26 protein-coding genes are annotated in these 12355 nt (G+C 35.8%); 3 read left to right on the top strand and 23 right to left on the bottom strand.

The features are described 5' to 3' along the window. Nucleotides 1–4: 4 nt before the first annotated feature. The 19 genes from ACYIAQ_RS01890 to ACYIAQ_RS01800 form a co-directional block, all read right to left on the bottom strand. Nucleotides 5–706: a hypothetical protein gene (locus tag ACYIAQ_RS01890; protein WP_483562376.1), complete on the bottom strand. Its 702-nt coding sequence runs from the start codon at nt 704–706 to the stop codon at nt 5–7. 189 nt (nt 707–895) lie between these two features. Next, entirely contained in the window at nt 896–1378 is a 483-nt protein-coding gene (locus tag ACYIAQ_RS01885) for an ArpU family phage packaging/lysis transcriptional regulator (RefSeq protein WP_483562375.1), read from the bottom strand. 14 nt (nt 1379–1392) lie between these two features. Further along, nucleotides 1393–1896, bottom strand: coding sequence for a hypothetical protein (locus tag ACYIAQ_RS01880; RefSeq protein ID WP_483562374.1), 504 nt, complete (start codon nt 1894–1896; stop codon nt 1393–1395). A 13-nt stretch (nt 1897–1909) separates the two neighbouring features. Next, nucleotides 1910–2398, bottom strand: coding sequence for a RusA family crossover junction endodeoxyribonuclease (locus tag ACYIAQ_RS01875; protein ID WP_483562373.1), 489 nt, complete (start codon nt 2396–2398; stop codon nt 1910–1912). Further along, a complete protein-coding gene (locus ACYIAQ_RS01870; RefSeq protein WP_483562372.1) occupies nt 2399–3019 on the bottom strand; it encodes a hypothetical protein in 621 nt (206 codons plus the stop codon). Between the two features lie 13 nt (nt 3020–3032). Then, complete coding sequence (gene ssb / locus ACYIAQ_RS01865; protein ID WP_483562371.1) at nt 3033–3500, bottom strand: single-stranded DNA-binding protein; 468 nt, start codon at nt 3498–3500, stop codon at nt 3033–3035. After that, entirely contained in the window at nt 3493–3702 is a 210-nt protein-coding gene (locus ACYIAQ_RS01860) for a hypothetical protein (protein WP_483562370.1), read from the bottom strand. The genes ssb and ACYIAQ_RS01860 overlap by 8 nt, the downstream gene beginning before the upstream one ends. Then, nucleotides 3692–3910, bottom strand: a complete 219-nt coding sequence (locus tag ACYIAQ_RS01855) for a hypothetical protein (RefSeq protein ID WP_483562369.1) — start codon at nt 3908–3910, stop codon at nt 3692–3694. Before ACYIAQ_RS01855 ends, ACYIAQ_RS01860 begins: the two co-directional genes overlap by 11 nt. After that, a complete protein-coding gene (locus ACYIAQ_RS01850) occupies nt 3894–4373 on the bottom strand; it encodes a hypothetical protein (protein WP_483562368.1) in 480 nt (159 codons plus the stop codon). The genes ACYIAQ_RS01855 and ACYIAQ_RS01850 overlap by 17 nt, the downstream gene beginning before the upstream one ends. Before the next feature lie 184 nt (nt 4374–4557). After that, entirely contained in the window at nt 4558–4770 is a 213-nt protein-coding gene (locus ACYIAQ_RS01845; protein ID WP_483562367.1) for a hypothetical protein, read from the bottom strand. Beyond that, nucleotides 4763–5050 (bottom strand): hypothetical protein, encoded by a 288-nt coding sequence (locus tag ACYIAQ_RS01840; protein ID WP_483562366.1) that lies wholly within the window; start codon nt 5048–5050, stop codon nt 4763–4765. Before ACYIAQ_RS01840 ends, ACYIAQ_RS01845 begins: the two co-directional genes overlap by 8 nt. After that, complete coding sequence (locus ACYIAQ_RS01835) at nt 5034–5288, bottom strand: hypothetical protein (protein ID WP_483562365.1); 255 nt, start codon at nt 5286–5288, stop codon at nt 5034–5036. Before ACYIAQ_RS01835 ends, ACYIAQ_RS01840 begins: the two co-directional genes overlap by 17 nt. Continuing rightward, the gene (locus tag ACYIAQ_RS01830; protein ID WP_483562364.1) at nt 5272–5412 is read right to left on the bottom strand and encodes a hypothetical protein; all 141 of its coding nucleotides are present in this window, start codon (nt 5410–5412) and stop codon (nt 5272–5274) included. The genes ACYIAQ_RS01835 and ACYIAQ_RS01830 overlap by 17 nt, the downstream gene beginning before the upstream one ends. A gap of 177 nt (nt 5413–5589) precedes the next feature. Continuing rightward, the gene (locus ACYIAQ_RS01825; RefSeq protein ID WP_483562363.1) at nt 5590–6411 is read right to left on the bottom strand and encodes an ATP-binding protein; all 822 of its coding nucleotides are present in this window, start codon (nt 6409–6411) and stop codon (nt 5590–5592) included. A gap of 14 nt (nt 6412–6425) precedes the next feature. Next, nucleotides 6426–7241, bottom strand: a complete 816-nt coding sequence (locus ACYIAQ_RS01820; RefSeq protein WP_483562362.1) for a conserved phage C-terminal domain-containing protein — start codon at nt 7239–7241, stop codon at nt 6426–6428. Nucleotides 7242–7245: 4 nt separating this feature from the next. Then, nucleotides 7246–7911, bottom strand: coding sequence for a Sak single strand annealing protein (locus tag ACYIAQ_RS01815; RefSeq protein ID WP_483562361.1), 666 nt, complete (start codon nt 7909–7911; stop codon nt 7246–7248). Continuing rightward, nucleotides 7908–8816: a DUF1351 domain-containing protein gene (locus ACYIAQ_RS01810; protein WP_483562360.1), complete on the bottom strand. Its 909-nt coding sequence runs from the start codon at nt 8814–8816 to the stop codon at nt 7908–7910. Before ACYIAQ_RS01810 ends, ACYIAQ_RS01815 begins: the two co-directional genes overlap by 4 nt. A 223-nt stretch (nt 8817–9039) precedes the next feature. Beyond that, nucleotides 9040–9387, bottom strand: a complete 348-nt coding sequence (locus tag ACYIAQ_RS01805) for a DUF771 domain-containing protein (RefSeq protein ID WP_483562359.1) — start codon at nt 9385–9387, stop codon at nt 9040–9042. Continuing rightward, nucleotides 9387–9578, bottom strand: coding sequence for a helix-turn-helix domain-containing protein (locus tag ACYIAQ_RS01800; protein WP_483562358.1), 192 nt, complete (start codon nt 9576–9578; stop codon nt 9387–9389). Before ACYIAQ_RS01800 ends, ACYIAQ_RS01805 begins: the two co-directional genes overlap by 1 nt. A gap of 100 nt (nt 9579–9678) precedes the next feature. Between ACYIAQ_RS01800 and ACYIAQ_RS01795 the strand changes: the two genes are divergently transcribed. Further along, nucleotides 9679–9930, top strand: coding sequence for a hypothetical protein (locus ACYIAQ_RS01795; RefSeq protein WP_483562357.1), 252 nt, complete (start codon nt 9679–9681; stop codon nt 9928–9930). Here the strand turns inward: ACYIAQ_RS01795 and ACYIAQ_RS01790 are convergent. Genes ACYIAQ_RS01790 through ACYIAQ_RS01775 form a run of 4 tightly spaced genes read right to left on the bottom strand, consistent with a single transcriptional unit; the run spans nt 9914 to nt 11312 of the window. Beyond that, the gene (locus ACYIAQ_RS01790; protein ID WP_483562356.1) at nt 9914–10096 is read right to left on the bottom strand and encodes a hypothetical protein; all 183 of its coding nucleotides are present in this window, start codon (nt 10094–10096) and stop codon (nt 9914–9916) included. The two genes, ACYIAQ_RS01795 and ACYIAQ_RS01790, sit on opposite strands and share 17 nt — an antisense overlap. Before the next feature lie 2 nt (nt 10097–10098). Beyond that, nucleotides 10099–10320: a hypothetical protein gene (locus ACYIAQ_RS01785; RefSeq protein ID WP_483562355.1), complete on the bottom strand. Its 222-nt coding sequence runs from the start codon at nt 10318–10320 to the stop codon at nt 10099–10101. A 14-nt stretch (nt 10321–10334) separates the two neighbouring features. After that, nucleotides 10335–11096 (bottom strand): antA/AntB antirepressor family protein, encoded by a 762-nt coding sequence (locus tag ACYIAQ_RS01780; protein WP_483562354.1) that lies wholly within the window; start codon nt 11094–11096, stop codon nt 10335–10337. Nucleotides 11097–11099: 3 nt separating this feature from the next. After that, a complete protein-coding gene (locus ACYIAQ_RS01775; RefSeq protein ID WP_483562353.1) occupies nt 11100–11312 on the bottom strand; it encodes a helix-turn-helix domain-containing protein in 213 nt (70 codons plus the stop codon). Nucleotides 11313–11579: 267 nt separating this feature from the next. Between ACYIAQ_RS01775 and ACYIAQ_RS01770 the strand changes: the two genes are divergently transcribed. Together ACYIAQ_RS01770 and ACYIAQ_RS01765 are read left to right on the top strand one after the other, a co-directional pair. Continuing rightward, nucleotides 11580–11939, top strand: a complete 360-nt coding sequence (locus ACYIAQ_RS01770; RefSeq protein WP_483562352.1) for a helix-turn-helix domain-containing protein — start codon at nt 11580–11582, stop codon at nt 11937–11939. Beyond that, nucleotides 11923–12330, top strand: coding sequence for a M48 family metalloprotease (locus tag ACYIAQ_RS01765; RefSeq protein ID WP_483562351.1), 408 nt, complete (start codon nt 11923–11925; stop codon nt 12328–12330). The genes ACYIAQ_RS01770 and ACYIAQ_RS01765 overlap by 17 nt, the downstream gene beginning before the upstream one ends. Nucleotides 12331–12355 lie beyond the last annotated feature (25 nt).

The following is a 12355-nucleotide window of genomic DNA, read 5'->3' as shown; positions in this document are numbered from 1 at the left end:
TTCCTTAATCAGTCTTTCCCATATCTGATAAAAATTCTACGAAATCATTTTTTTCAAAATCAGATAGCTCATTCATAACGGTAGAAATTTCATTTTGCTCTGCATCAGTGTAATATACAAATGGACTACCAAGGTTTTCCTTAACAATCCAACCTGTTTTATCATTAGGCATACCTAAAACAACAAATTTTGGTTTCGAGCTTTGATGTCCATGTGTCAGTTCAAAATAATATTCTACCACAGAAAAATCTTTGCAAGACAAGTCTTCTCCCCAAAAATTTAATGAGGAAAATAATTTATGCTTCATATTTTTTCTATAAACTGCATCTCTACTACTGTTATTCTTTGTCGTAACTTGATTTACAGTTAAAACACCTTTTCCATCAGCCGAAATCAATCTCAAATTTTTACCTGTTCGTTTAGAATTTGATTTATAACTTGCTTCAAAAGGCAACATTCCCTCCTGGCAAGCTTTGATAAGGAAAAAATCTATAGCTAAATTTTTTAGTTCAGTAATTACATTTTTATTCCTGTGATTATCCAAAGTCAAAATCTTACCAATAAACGTATCTGACTTTTTTTCTATTTTATTAATTTCACCATATCCCATAAAAATAATATTTTTGAGAACTGCCTTAGTGGTTGGGTTAAAGTAAGCATCAACTATTTTAGGAGCATATTCTTTATTAATTGAAAAATTTGTCATTAAAATTCCTTTCTGTGAATCGGGATAATTCACAATACACTAAAAAATATTAGTCAATAAATTATTTACTTTATCATTGATATAATTGATTGTAACATAAAGTTAACAGTTTTACAATTTTTAGCAAATTTATTAACATTGAAAAATTTTTCACATAAAAAGTATAAGATAATATAGTTTCAATTAAAATTAGTTTGCTACTTCTTCATTCTCAAACACCCGCAGATCATCCAGGGATGAACCATCTTCTTTCCGCCAGTAATCAAAGCGTTCAGCGAATTCAACACATGCATCATTTTTTACCTCATTAAATCTAGTACTTTGATATCCCAATTTCGATCTAATTCGGTCATTAGGCCAGTGCTCAATAAAATACAAATAAAGAATAGTTCCACTAATGTGGCTGCAACTGCTGATAGTGTGATCTACTGCTCTTACACAAGCTTGAGCATCAAGATTAGCAGTCATTCGCTCGTCTTGATGATTAAGCCCATCATGTCCGCCAATATTATTAGGATCAAGTGTTGGACTAGATATATCACTCAAATGTTTGTTGGCCAGATTAAGATAATGACCAAAGTCTTCCGCAAAAAAATCTTTAACTGCTTGTGCCGTCTTGACTTTATCTAATTTCGCTTTTTTAAACAAAACTAACTGTACAACTCCAATCATTATCTATCACTAACCTACTTTTTTACACAAATCTTTCGATGTGAGATATATTGATCTCCTTTATTTAATTTCCGCCATGGCATAAATTCTGGTAACCGCTCCAATTTAAAGCCCTCTTCGTAAAGATATCGCTTTGTTCGCTCGTAATAATCACAATGATGATGCATTAGGATGCTAAAATTTTGATAATTACCTGAATAAATTAGCTGGCCAGTTTTAGCAATTGTTACTTGATATTTAAATTTAGGCTTGGCTTTAATATGGCATTTAACTGCTAACAAATGTGCTCTCTTGAAAGTTACACCCATTTTTTGAGCAACTTCAGCGTTTGAATAACCTTCTTTCAACATATCCACTATTAATTCATCATCACTAATTTGCGAAATACGCTTGCTTTCTTCTTCAGCTGCAAAGATCAACTGTCTAAGCTTCTTTAAAATCGGATTGCTTTCAGGAACTAGCACCAAAGATCCAAACTTGTCTTCCAGTTGATGGATTAAATCATAAGGTAATCGCATATTTACCTCCCTCCTAGCTATCATCGTGCCACACTGCTGTTACTTCAACTTGTGGCTCTTTTCCGTACCATTTTTCAACACTTAAATCGACTACTTGTCTGTCATCTCTAAAAAGCCCCTCGCTGAGGCACACAGCTTTGTGCAATACGTGATTAACTTTCATCTTAGGATTTAACCCATCTAGTACAATCTTTGCAATATTGTCACTGTCAGGCTTTTTAGTTGGTCTTTCTTCGCCACTCAGACACCTTGCCTTACGCTTTTTTGAATATGATGTAGGTATTCCAAAAAATACTTTGATTGAAATAGCCATATCCTTCGATATTGGCTTATTTATGTTGTGCGCTCTTCTGGCCAGTTGAGCACTGTACCTGACTTGATTTTCATAATCGTGAGTATCATCTGGAGTGTAGGTGATTACATGACCATCCCGTCTTGAAAATCGTGGTCTTGCTTTGCTTTTAGGTTCCCCAGGTACGATAAACTTCAAACAACGCTCCATCTAAACATTAATCTTCCTTTCCTGCTCTTCAAAAACCACGTTATGAATATTCATTAATTTATCTTCAATTTCAAAAATGATTGAGTTTATTTGATTAATTGTTTCCTGCTTGGTATCGATTACCACATTGTGACTGCTCTTGCTTTGAACCTGGTAAAGTGCAGCTATTTTAGCGTGTAATTCTGCAAGTTCCTTAGCATACCGTCTGGCTTCTTGATAATAGATATTTATAAAAGTTTCATTTACTTTTTCTGCAGTAAAATCATCTAATTTGAGTTCACGTTTTTTTATTGCTGTTTTAAGCGTGTCATACTGCTTGGTGTAATTGTTATACGAGATTGGACAGCATGTTAAACATTGTCTTTTGCTGAGTTGATAAACAACAATTATTTGTCTGCACTTAACCAGCAGAACATCATCATTATTCTGATTACGTTCTATTTCATCATAATTTTCTAACAGTTCCTGCACCCATCCAGTAACATAATCATGATTTTTGGCACTATCATGTAAATCCCTTAATCCAAAGCGTTCGTGTGCTCGCATAATGAAGTGATCTGTCACTTTTATTCCCTTAGTAAAGTCATGTTCAACTATTCTAGGCTTACTCTTATTTGACATTCATACTCTCCTCCTAGAATGGCAAATCATCGTCTGTTATATCAATCGTGTCTCCTGAACCGCTAAATGGATCCTGTGGAGCATTATTATTGCTGTTGCTTGTATTGTTACCACTGCCACTATAACCGTTATTCCCCGTATTTGCGTTATTCTGCCTATCCTTTTTCGACTCCAATAATGAAAAGTTATCAACGACAACTTCAGTCACATAAACCTTCTGCCCGTTTTGGCCATCGTATGATCTAGTTTGAATTCGACCATCAACGCCAACAAGTGAGCCTTTGGATGTAAAATTGCAGAAGTTTTCGGCTGCCTTACGCCAAATGACACAACTGATAAAATCAGCTCCTCGTTCACCCTGAGAATTGGTATATTGCCGATTAACTGCAAGCGTAAACGTTGATACTGACACCCCACTCTGTGTTGTTTTCAATTCAGGATCACGAGTCAAGCGACCCGTAAGCACTACTCTGTTAATCATTCTTGCTCTCCTTTTCTCTATAAGAATAGTAAGCAAATACTATATTTTCGATAAAGAAAAACGCTGAGCATAGTGTGGCAAACAAAGCTATTTTGCTTTGCCATATAAAATAGGCAATTACAGCAATTACTAAAATCCCACCCCAAAAACTTGCTTTACTTGCTCGTTGTTCAAATTGGTTTTTCCAATCATTATTTTCCATTTTTAGTTACCTCCATTGTTTTATCAACAAAGTCGTACGTTTCTTGGTCAACCACCGCTTCAGCATATGAGCCATTGTCAGCGATGAAGAATGACACCACTAGCTTGCCTTCTTTTTCGTCAGTACCAAAGAAATAATCTAGTGGTATTGCCCACCACATCTTTATCGCTTGGTCTTCAAAAACCAGCATGTCATTTACTACTTCCATCAACAGGCACCTTCTCGCAATCTTCTAAGTGATACTTCTTAATTTCTGCTTCAGTAAATTTACAGCTGTTATCCAATTTGTTAAGTTGGTCATTTACTCCCTGAACTGATTGCGCACCTAATACATCGCTATCAAACCACTTGTGATAGAAAGTTTTATGTGCGTGCGGCACTTTCACGTACCACTTTTTATCTGGCACAGGCTTGCTATACATATCCCAAAATTTTTCCATTGCTTCCTTATCTGGAGCTCCATACCAATGCAAAATTGTGCTTGCATATCGTTCTAAATTTTCATTAGTAGCTAATTTTATAAATTCCTGCTTTGTCATAGGGATCGGTTCAGCTCCCGCATATACTCCTGTACTATCATAGCCTCCATCTAAAACTTTTTTATCACGCCAGTTTTTTGTTATATATAGGCATCTGCCGTTATGCTTAATAATTCTTTTTTCTTCAGTCATTTTTACCACCCCCAGCTAGTCCACCACATATACTTTTCAAGCAAGCCAGCTACTATTGCTAAGACAAAAAACGTTACCAAGAATATCTGGCCTAATTTTTCGCGGTTTAGATAGAAGCATATAAACGCTGTTATACATGCAATTGCTCCTAACAAGCCGATTAATATTATTAATAATTTCATTTTTAAATTAAATCCAGCTCCACCATATCAACGCCACCTGTATATAACTCGCTATAAGGAACATCGTATACATGAGGATTGTCATTTTCTTTAACATATTTTTCTGCCTTTTCCTTATCAAGAAAGACTTGGATTGGGCTAGTAGTTCTAACTGCGTCGCCAAAACCGCCATCTTCATCTTCAATTGAATAAACTAGGTAGCATTTTTTAGTCATTTTTCGTTACCCCGCATTCACTAACTTTTTTGTCTTTTATTCGCTCTTTTAAAATCTGAACGCATTTAGCATATGTTTTTTTGGAAACATGATATGTTTGTTTAAAAGGTTTAGGAGAATCACCGAATATGCCACTTTTATTAGGTACATGTTTAAAATTGATTACATATTGTCCGTTAGAATAAATTTCTATACTATTTAGATTTTCAATTAGTTCTTCATAATCGCGTTTCCTATTTACATCAGTAAAACGAATTGCATCTTTAGTTATTTTTTCCATTTCTTGTTACCTTTCTGTTTAAGTAATCCACGCACCAGTCATAGTCTTCTTTGCTGACCTCATATATGTTCATCGAACTAAAACGTATGCGATGTTTTAGCTTATACTTGGGCTCTTCGCTAGACCCCAAATTAACTAAAGCGGTGTCTGCTAGATAGAGATCTTCCAGCATTTCTTCACGTTCAATGTTTCCATCAAGGTCAGTAAATCTAACTGCTTTTTTAGTTATTTCTTTCATTTTGGGTTACCTCTGCATCTTCGAATTTTTCGTTTTCATCAAGCGGATAGTTATCTGGCACGTGCCCAAGGAACACGTACTCGCCAGCTTTGTTTTTGCGATATAACTTTTTAACTTTCGTCATTGCTACTCCTCCATATATTTATTTTCAAAATCAGCGAAGAACGTGTGTGCCTTTTGCAGTTCCTCTTTTTCTTTGCGCTGGAATGCGCCAATACCATGCTCACAGTCGTATTCATACTGCTGGTCTGCTCGTTCATGCCATATCTTTGAGTAGATGCTGTCCCAGTCAGAAGTCCACTTATATTCGTGATCGCTTGTCGGCGATTTTCGTAAAATCAATGACACGGCTCATGTACCCCTCCTGCATCCTGCTGACGACCCGTTCATGGTAGGTCTGGTATAATTCATCCATACTTAAATTAGTCGTCGTAATTACACGCTGATTGCTCTCGTAGATGTCGAAAATAGCATCCTGAACAAAGCTACTTGCCATATTATTAGCACTCTCTGCGCCTAAATCGTCCAGAACCACCACATCAGCTTCGTGTACAATATCGGTCACGTGCCTAGGTGACCAGATACCAGTATTATCACTGAACCAATATTTCATTTCTCGCATTAATTTATTAACGCTTAGAAAAAGGCATTTTTGCATTGGATCAGACCGATCGTTAATTGCATTAAGAATCGCCATCGCTAAATGTGTCTTGCCAGCACCAGCATTACCGTACAGTAGGCTATTACCATTTTTATCTGGAAATTTGTAGTAAAATGCTGCAATAGTGCCTGCGTTATGCTTAACAGTTTGTTCCGGCGTAGCATTGCCCTTTTCATCAGCTTCACCCCAAAAGTTGTCAAAGGTGTAGTTGAAAGCATCAGCGCGGTCTACTAGGGATGCATCCCTAAGGAAGCCTCGATACCTTCTGATAATCACATTTTTTTGCATCTGTTGATCTTGAGCTTGAATTTGTTCATGTTGGCATTGCTCACAGAATGGCTTAACTCTATCTAATCCCTTGATAAAAACAAGATGGCAGTCTGGATGTTTAGGACAAGTTTCAGCAGTCTCTCTGCGTCTCAGTTGAATTAAATTAACTGTCTGCTTTGTTATTCCTGACATAGTTACCTTCCTTTCTAAAATGGCAAATCCTCTTCGTTAACACCTTCTATACCGCCAGTAGCAAAAGCTTCCTGAGCGATTTCCACATGTGGCTTGCTACCTGTAACTTTCTCGTTAAGATAGCTTTCAAACTTAGTACCAAACAATGTTTGAGGTCTTAGGTACTTGCTCATCTTGGAATCATGGAACCAAGTTGCGCACTTGTTTTGGATGACTACTTTGAAATCATCTAGGGAATACCCATCTTTAATTCGTGCATCTATCAATCGTCTGTTGACAGCAGATGATGACTTGTACTTAGTACCTGCTTTCTCATTAAGATAGTCAATTACTTCCTTGTAGATAGCTGGTTCTGCCTTGGCGGAACTATTTATATCTTTATCTGTAGTAGTCTCTGTGTAGTCTCTGGTATTGGTTTGGTCATTTTGTCCATCTCCATGTGGACATTTTGTCACTATCGAGCGGCCATTTTGTCCACATGCATTGCTCATTAAGTCATTCAGTGCATCTTCATCAATCGAGTACCATTTGGTCTTATCAAATCCTGCTTTATTAAAATTTCCAGTTAAAACAATCCCTTTTTCCTCTAGATTGTTAAAAATTCTTCTAACAGTTCGAACCGATAACCATGGAAAGTTATCTTTTTGCCAATTTTCAAATGAGTTGTAAATCCACATTCTGCCATCAATTTTTTTAGCTATGTTTGAATGCAACCAGTAATTTAATTGTTGCAAAACCATTGCTTCTCTATCACCATTTGAACCTAATGCAACTGCGAGGTCAGTATCAATGACAATTGGATGTTTGCTATATAGCCATTTTGCTTTCATTTGATTACTTCCCTCCAGAGAGCTTCTGGAATGCTTCCAAATCCTGCCCTTTTAAGGTGTTAGCAAAATTTTTGGCATTCTGATTGCCTTCCATCGCATGCTTTACTACTAAGCTCATCAATACGTTTTGACCGTTGTAGTTAACTGTGTAATTGCTCCAGTTATTTGTACTTTGCTGGCTTGGTTTTGCTGATGATTGCCTTACTGGTCGTGGCTTAGACACTTGACCATTGCTCTTCTCTTCTGGTAAATCTTCGCCAGCATAGACACTTAAGCCTAAGCCTGCAATTGCTAAAGCCTTTACTAAAGCTCGTTGTTGAGTTTTATTAATGTCGAAATAAGTTGCTTTGGATAAAGCTTTGTTGCGGTAATCCATGACAAACAACTTTGAGCTGTAGTCTTGTCCCTCAATTGTCACTACTGCTTCAACTTCATATCCAGCAGCAGTTTGCCGATAATCAACATCCCTACCTGTTGCTACCCAACCATCTTTAGTTAAGACATACTCAGGAAATTCTGTAATTTTGTAATTTGCATCTGGATATGCTCGCTTAACAAGTTTCCATGCATTCGCCCAGCTAAGATAATCTAACCTGCCCTTTTTATCCAAATAAGGACTAACGTCAATTTCCGATAAGGTAGCAAAGACACTCTTTTTATCTTCCGTCATTGTGCATCCCTCCGACTGTCAATTACTCGTTCTCGCTTGATACCCATATCTTTCATGTACTGCCACAATTGTTTGAATTGATAGCGACTTGCACTCAATTTGATTTTGTAATTATCGAAAATCAGTAATGCTGAGATATAATCGTCCACAATTTCGCCAGTTGTCTTATCAACTGCCTTGCCATTCATATTGACGATGTGAGCTTGCTTTTCTTTTTTTGCTTTCTCATTACGCTCTGTTTCAGCTTTAATGTCATCTGCATAACTGCTCATTTGGCTTAATACACTGCTTAAATTTGTGTGTTCTAGTAATTCAGCCCAATGTTGATATGCTAAACCGAGCTCTTTAGCACGTTCTTTAACTATCGTTATACTTTCAGCAAGTTGTTCTTTTTCTTTGACTAGATTTTCAATTTGAGCTTGTACTTCGTTTTCAAAAACAACATATGATGCCGTTTGATTAAACCATTTTGGATTTTCCTCAATTTTGTTAGGGTCAACACCTACTGCTTGGCATCGCTTTTCAATATCACGTCTGAGTGACATTGCTTTTTGTTGTTTTGCATGGTCTTCGTATGCTTTAATCTGATCACCAATGCGTGTTGATGTTTGATTAATGCTATCTGTCAACTCTTTAATTTGTCCCTTAAATTGATTAACTGGTTGATCAATTGTGTTGACTATACTTATTTTTCGGTCATTTAAAGCCTTTTTAAGTTTATTTAGCTGTGCCCTAGTAGCTTTGGCTGATTTCATGTTGTCAGGAGTTACTTCGTATTGACTAAACTCATCATTAATTTGATCAACTTTATCTTTAAGTGATTGATATTCAGGAAAATCAATTTTAGCAGTGCTATAAGCAATGCCATATTCTTGGTTATCTAAAATTATTAATTCTTTATCCATAGTGGTATAATCTCCTTAGAAATAGTTATTTTTTATTGAGTCCGATTGGCGTCGGGCTCTTTTTATGTTCCGGGAATTAATTCCGGTTGTGATAGCAGACAAATCGTTAATACCAACCCAACAATGACTAGCAATAACGAGATTGTCAGTGACATCTTGGTGTGTATCTCTAGGTCTGTATAAGTGCTTAAAAAGTACGCCCATTTTTTCAATATCCTTTCAATCATGGTAATTTCGCGTTCCAATCTATTTCACATCTGTGTTTGTCTAGCCATTCTTGTGCTGGCTTTTCAAAAATAAACGTCCGACTTCCTTCTTCAGTCTTACGTGGGTTAACCACCCAGCCACCATTTTTAATATTGGTTTCTGGAAATTCGTCAAAAATAAATAGTCTTATCCATTTATCCGACTTGCTTCCGCAATACTTTTTCGAGAATTCTTTCATCTTGATTGTTTTGCCTTCCAGTGACTCAGCTGGAACATAGCCACGTTCTTGCATAATTGAATCCACGACAGTAATTAGCGTATTAGTCGGAATTGGTAATTCAATGACATCTTTTTTCGTTTCCATTAGTTTTCTTCCTCTCTTAAATCGTCTAAGCTGATTTCTAAAGCATCAGCAATCTTACATGCATTGGTAAATGACATTTCTGAACCATTTTTATAGTTGTTAATGGTGCTCCAAGGCAGTCCTGTTAACTTGGATAACTTGTAAATACTAATTTTTTTCTTGTTCAATATTTTTTGAACTCTATTCCACATATGGTATTCCTTACTATTTACATTCACTATATATAGCGATACACTAAATTTGATTCCAATATTAGAATGTTTAGTTCATCTTTTAAGAAGGTGATTAAATATGACTGCAAATATAGTTTTTGACGACGATAACGAGCCCAAAAGTATTGCTGGCATAAAAGAAATTAGATTTGATACTCCAGATGAAGATGACGAAGGATGTGCCATCGATTCTGATATAATAGTTACCAAGGATAATATTTCTGAGTTTAATCTTGGTAACGCTCAGACTTATGTAACTTTTGTTGGAAAATCTATTTTCACTACAAAACCAGAAAATATTTACAGTGTAGAATTTACTTTTGATGAGTAATTTTGTATATAGCTATAACTTGTCTCATAGATTCAGAAGTATAATCAGCTTGCTCAATAAATTTTATAAAGTACTTAGTTAATTCTTTTTCCAATTTATTAGAGTGGCTTCGTTTTAAGGGGTAATCATTTATTGATTGCTCTTTTTTATTGCTATCTTTTTCCATAACTACACCTCTTTAGCTTCATAACGATCAAACCATTCTTGCTGATTTGCTAAATCTAAAGCTTTTTCGGCTATAGTGCGCCAAACATGTGGTGTCGGATACCATTTGCCATCAACTACTTCGCTGGCTTGATTTTCAGCTGAATCAACAAGAAATTTAAGTTCCTGTACCGACCTAGTCATTTCTTTATCGTGCTTATCAAATTCTTCTTTTGTATACTTCATGTTTGAATTCCTCCTTAGTATTCCTTTTCCCAAACTTTGTACTTAATCGCAAAGTCCTTAACTACTGCCATGTATATTTGCTTAAGTCGCTTGTCAGCATCAATTACGTCTAACCTGTTCAAACGATCAATTGCTGACTTGCATGAACCGTTAAGTGCCATTCTTTGCCTTAAATTAGTCAGTCTAGTTTTTAAGCTTGAACCTGCTCGTGCATCTACCTCTTTATAAATGTCACCTTGAATTTGTTGGTAAGCTCCAAAACCACCTTCAGTCTTAGCCATCTTATGAATTAAACCTTGTGCTGTTTTACGCCATTCAGTCGTATTTAAACTAACGATTTCAGTAATGTTGTCTACCTTTTGGTCTAACCGCTTAATTTTTCTTTCGTGTTCAGCATTTACTTTTAGCATCTGGCTAAACATCTGTAGTTCTGGACTAAGTTCTTGCATATCCAATTGGTTTTCTCGATACTTCTTTTCCACACTGATTAGATATTTACGATATTGCTTGCCTTTTTCGGTTCGGCTTAATAAGCAAAGTTGTTTGGCCATGTCTAAACTTAAAGCAAAATCATCATATTTACGTTTGACTCCATTACCACTCATAACGAGGTAACTTTCAGGTTCCCTCGTATAATCAATATTTTCTTCAAAGTCTTTAAAGTTTTGCTCAGCCCAAGCACTAAACTTCTTTTTCAGCTCCAATCCTTTGTACAAATCTCTAGCGCTTACTAATTGCTGATCATCTTTGACCTGTACTTTAATTAATTCAGCCATTATTTAATCCTCCATTCCTAAAATCCGATAAATCTTTTTTCTTACTTCAAAATCCCGTGGATTAGTATTGCCGTGGATTGCTTGACTAACTTTTGAACGATTTTCATTCATCACTTCAGCTAAGCTGGAGGCGGTATAGCCTTTTTTATCCATTCCCTCTTTGATCTCACGTTCAATTTTGTCTTTTGCTTCGGCTAAAAATTGGTCAGCTGGCATTTTTTCACCTCTTTCATAAAAAGTGTTAATAATTTTGTTAACAAATTTACTTAAACGCATTGACAGTTATTAGGAAATATCCTAATATAAAGTCGTAATAAATAAGCATTCAAGTCGCATCCCCATGCAATTCTTGATACTTTTTCATTTACACAAAAACGTTTATAACTTTGTTGACAATTACATATTACGAAAATTTCCTAATAAAGTCAACCAAAAATAGGAATTTTCCTAATTATTTTTGTCAAGGATTGGAGAACCCTTGATATGAGTACATTTGAAATAGTTAAACAGCTCGCAAAAGAGAAGCATATGACCTTAGCTCAAGTAAATAATGCTGCGGGTTTAGGAACAAATTCTATTTATAGCTGGAAAACTAGTAAACCGGGTCTAGAAAATCTACAAAAGGTAGCTAAAGTTCTTCACACATCCACCGATTACCTTTTAGGCAACACAGACGATCCCTCACCTGTAACCCATGACGGACACAAAAATATAGATATTGCTAATACAGATAATATCTATTCTTACAATGGTCAACAAATACCCGAAGAGTATCTTGATGTAATCAGAAATTTAATGGATTCTGATTTTAGAAAGGGGCGAAAGAATGGAAAATTTGATTAGCTATCTTTTGAATTACGCTTTTGATCGAGGAGTAAGCTATGCCCTAGTGGATAACGCCAAAGACACAGATCCATCAGTTTCATTTACTGATTTAAATAGAATGGTTATCAATTTAAACTGGAAAAACAAAAAAGAACTCCCTTTCATAATTGGTCATGAAATTGGACACTTCGCAAATGGTGACTCGGGTAAGTTTTATTATCGGAACTTCAATACTCCAGTTGAACATCAAGCAGATTTATATTCACTGAATTTAATTTTTGACTATGCTACTCGACAATATGATTGTTTTAACGAGCCATGCGAATTCATGCGTGCCTACGGTATTCCGGTGCGAATGTATGATGCTGTGGTTGACTTATTTAGAAAACACAACGATTTATTGTTTTAACAAAAAACCGCCGTACTTTTCAGCA

Source organism: Lactobacillus sp. X-49 (assembly GCF_057063645.1).
This window is presented reverse-complemented; position numbering and strand designations above follow the sequence as displayed.

Excerpts from the sequence above, each read along its gene's own strand:
- ACYIAQ_RS01890 (WP_483562376.1), bottom strand. The coding sequence starts at position 706 with ATGACAAATTTTTCAATTAATAAAGAATATGCTCCTAAAATAGTTGAT.
- ACYIAQ_RS01885 (WP_483562375.1), bottom strand. The coding sequence starts at position 1,378 with ATGATTGGAGTTGTACAGTTAGTTTTGTTTAAAAAAGCGAAATTAGAT.
- ACYIAQ_RS01880 (WP_483562374.1), bottom strand. The coding sequence starts at position 1,896 with ATGCGATTACCTTATGATTTAATCCATCAACTGGAAGACAAGTTTGGA.
- ACYIAQ_RS01875 (WP_483562373.1), bottom strand. The coding sequence starts at position 2,398 with ATGGAGCGTTGTTTGAAGTTTATCGTACCTGGGGAACCTAAAAGCAAA.
- ACYIAQ_RS01870 (WP_483562372.1), bottom strand. The coding sequence starts at position 3,019 with ATGTCAAATAAGAGTAAGCCTAGAATAGTTGAACATGACTTTACTAAG.
- ssb (WP_483562371.1), bottom strand. The coding sequence starts at position 3,500 with ATGATTAACAGAGTAGTGCTTACGGGTCGCTTGACTCGTGATCCTGAA.
- ACYIAQ_RS01860 (WP_483562370.1), bottom strand. The coding sequence starts at position 3,702 with ATGGAAAATAATGATTGGAAAAACCAATTTGAACAACGAGCAAGTAAA.
- ACYIAQ_RS01855 (WP_483562369.1), bottom strand. The coding sequence starts at position 3,910 with ATGGAAGTAGTAAATGACATGCTGGTTTTTGAAGACCAAGCGATAAAG.
- ACYIAQ_RS01850 (WP_483562368.1), bottom strand. The coding sequence starts at position 4,373 with ATGACTGAAGAAAAAAGAATTATTAAGCATAACGGCAGATGCCTATAT.
- ACYIAQ_RS01845 (WP_483562367.1), bottom strand. The coding sequence starts at position 4,770 with ATGACTAAAAAATGCTACCTAGTTTATTCAATTGAAGATGAAGATGGC.
- ACYIAQ_RS01840 (WP_483562366.1), bottom strand. The coding sequence starts at position 5,050 with ATGGAAAAAATAACTAAAGATGCAATTCGTTTTACTGATGTAAATAGG.
- ACYIAQ_RS01835 (WP_483562365.1), bottom strand. The coding sequence starts at position 5,288 with ATGAAAGAAATAACTAAAAAAGCAGTTAGATTTACTGACCTTGATGGA.
- ACYIAQ_RS01830 (WP_483562364.1), bottom strand. The coding sequence starts at position 5,412 with ATGACGAAAGTTAAAAAGTTATATCGCAAAAACAAAGCTGGCGAGTAC.
- ACYIAQ_RS01825 (WP_483562363.1), bottom strand. The coding sequence starts at position 6,411 with ATGTCAGGAATAACAAAGCAGACAGTTAATTTAATTCAACTGAGACGC.
- ACYIAQ_RS01820 (WP_483562362.1), bottom strand. The coding sequence starts at position 7,241 with ATGAAAGCAAAATGGCTATATAGCAAACATCCAATTGTCATTGATACT.
- ACYIAQ_RS01815 (WP_483562361.1), bottom strand. The coding sequence starts at position 7,911 with ATGACGGAAGATAAAAAGAGTGTCTTTGCTACCTTATCGGAAATTGAC.
- ACYIAQ_RS01810 (WP_483562360.1), bottom strand. The coding sequence starts at position 8,816 with ATGGATAAAGAATTAATAATTTTAGATAACCAAGAATATGGCATTGCT.
- ACYIAQ_RS01805 (WP_483562359.1), bottom strand. The coding sequence starts at position 9,387 with ATGGAAACGAAAAAAGATGTCATTGAATTACCAATTCCGACTAATACG.
- ACYIAQ_RS01800 (WP_483562358.1), bottom strand. The coding sequence starts at position 9,578 with ATGTGGAATAGAGTTCAAAAAATATTGAACAAGAAAAAAATTAGTATT.
- ACYIAQ_RS01795 (WP_483562357.1), top strand. The coding sequence starts at position 9,679 with ATGACTGCAAATATAGTTTTTGACGACGATAACGAGCCCAAAAGTATT.
- ACYIAQ_RS01790 (WP_483562356.1), bottom strand. The coding sequence starts at position 10,096 with ATGGAAAAAGATAGCAATAAAAAAGAGCAATCAATAAATGATTACCCC.
- ACYIAQ_RS01785 (WP_483562355.1), bottom strand. The coding sequence starts at position 10,320 with ATGAAGTATACAAAAGAAGAATTTGATAAGCACGATAAAGAAATGACT.
- ACYIAQ_RS01780 (WP_483562354.1), bottom strand. The coding sequence starts at position 11,096 with ATGGCTGAATTAATTAAAGTACAGGTCAAAGATGATCAGCAATTAGTA.
- ACYIAQ_RS01775 (WP_483562353.1), bottom strand. The coding sequence starts at position 11,312 with ATGCCAGCTGACCAATTTTTAGCCGAAGCAAAAGACAAAATTGAACGT.
- ACYIAQ_RS01770 (WP_483562352.1), top strand. The coding sequence starts at position 11,580 with ATGAGTACATTTGAAATAGTTAAACAGCTCGCAAAAGAGAAGCATATG.
- ACYIAQ_RS01765 (WP_483562351.1), top strand. The coding sequence starts at position 11,923 with ATGGAAAATTTGATTAGCTATCTTTTGAATTACGCTTTTGATCGAGGA.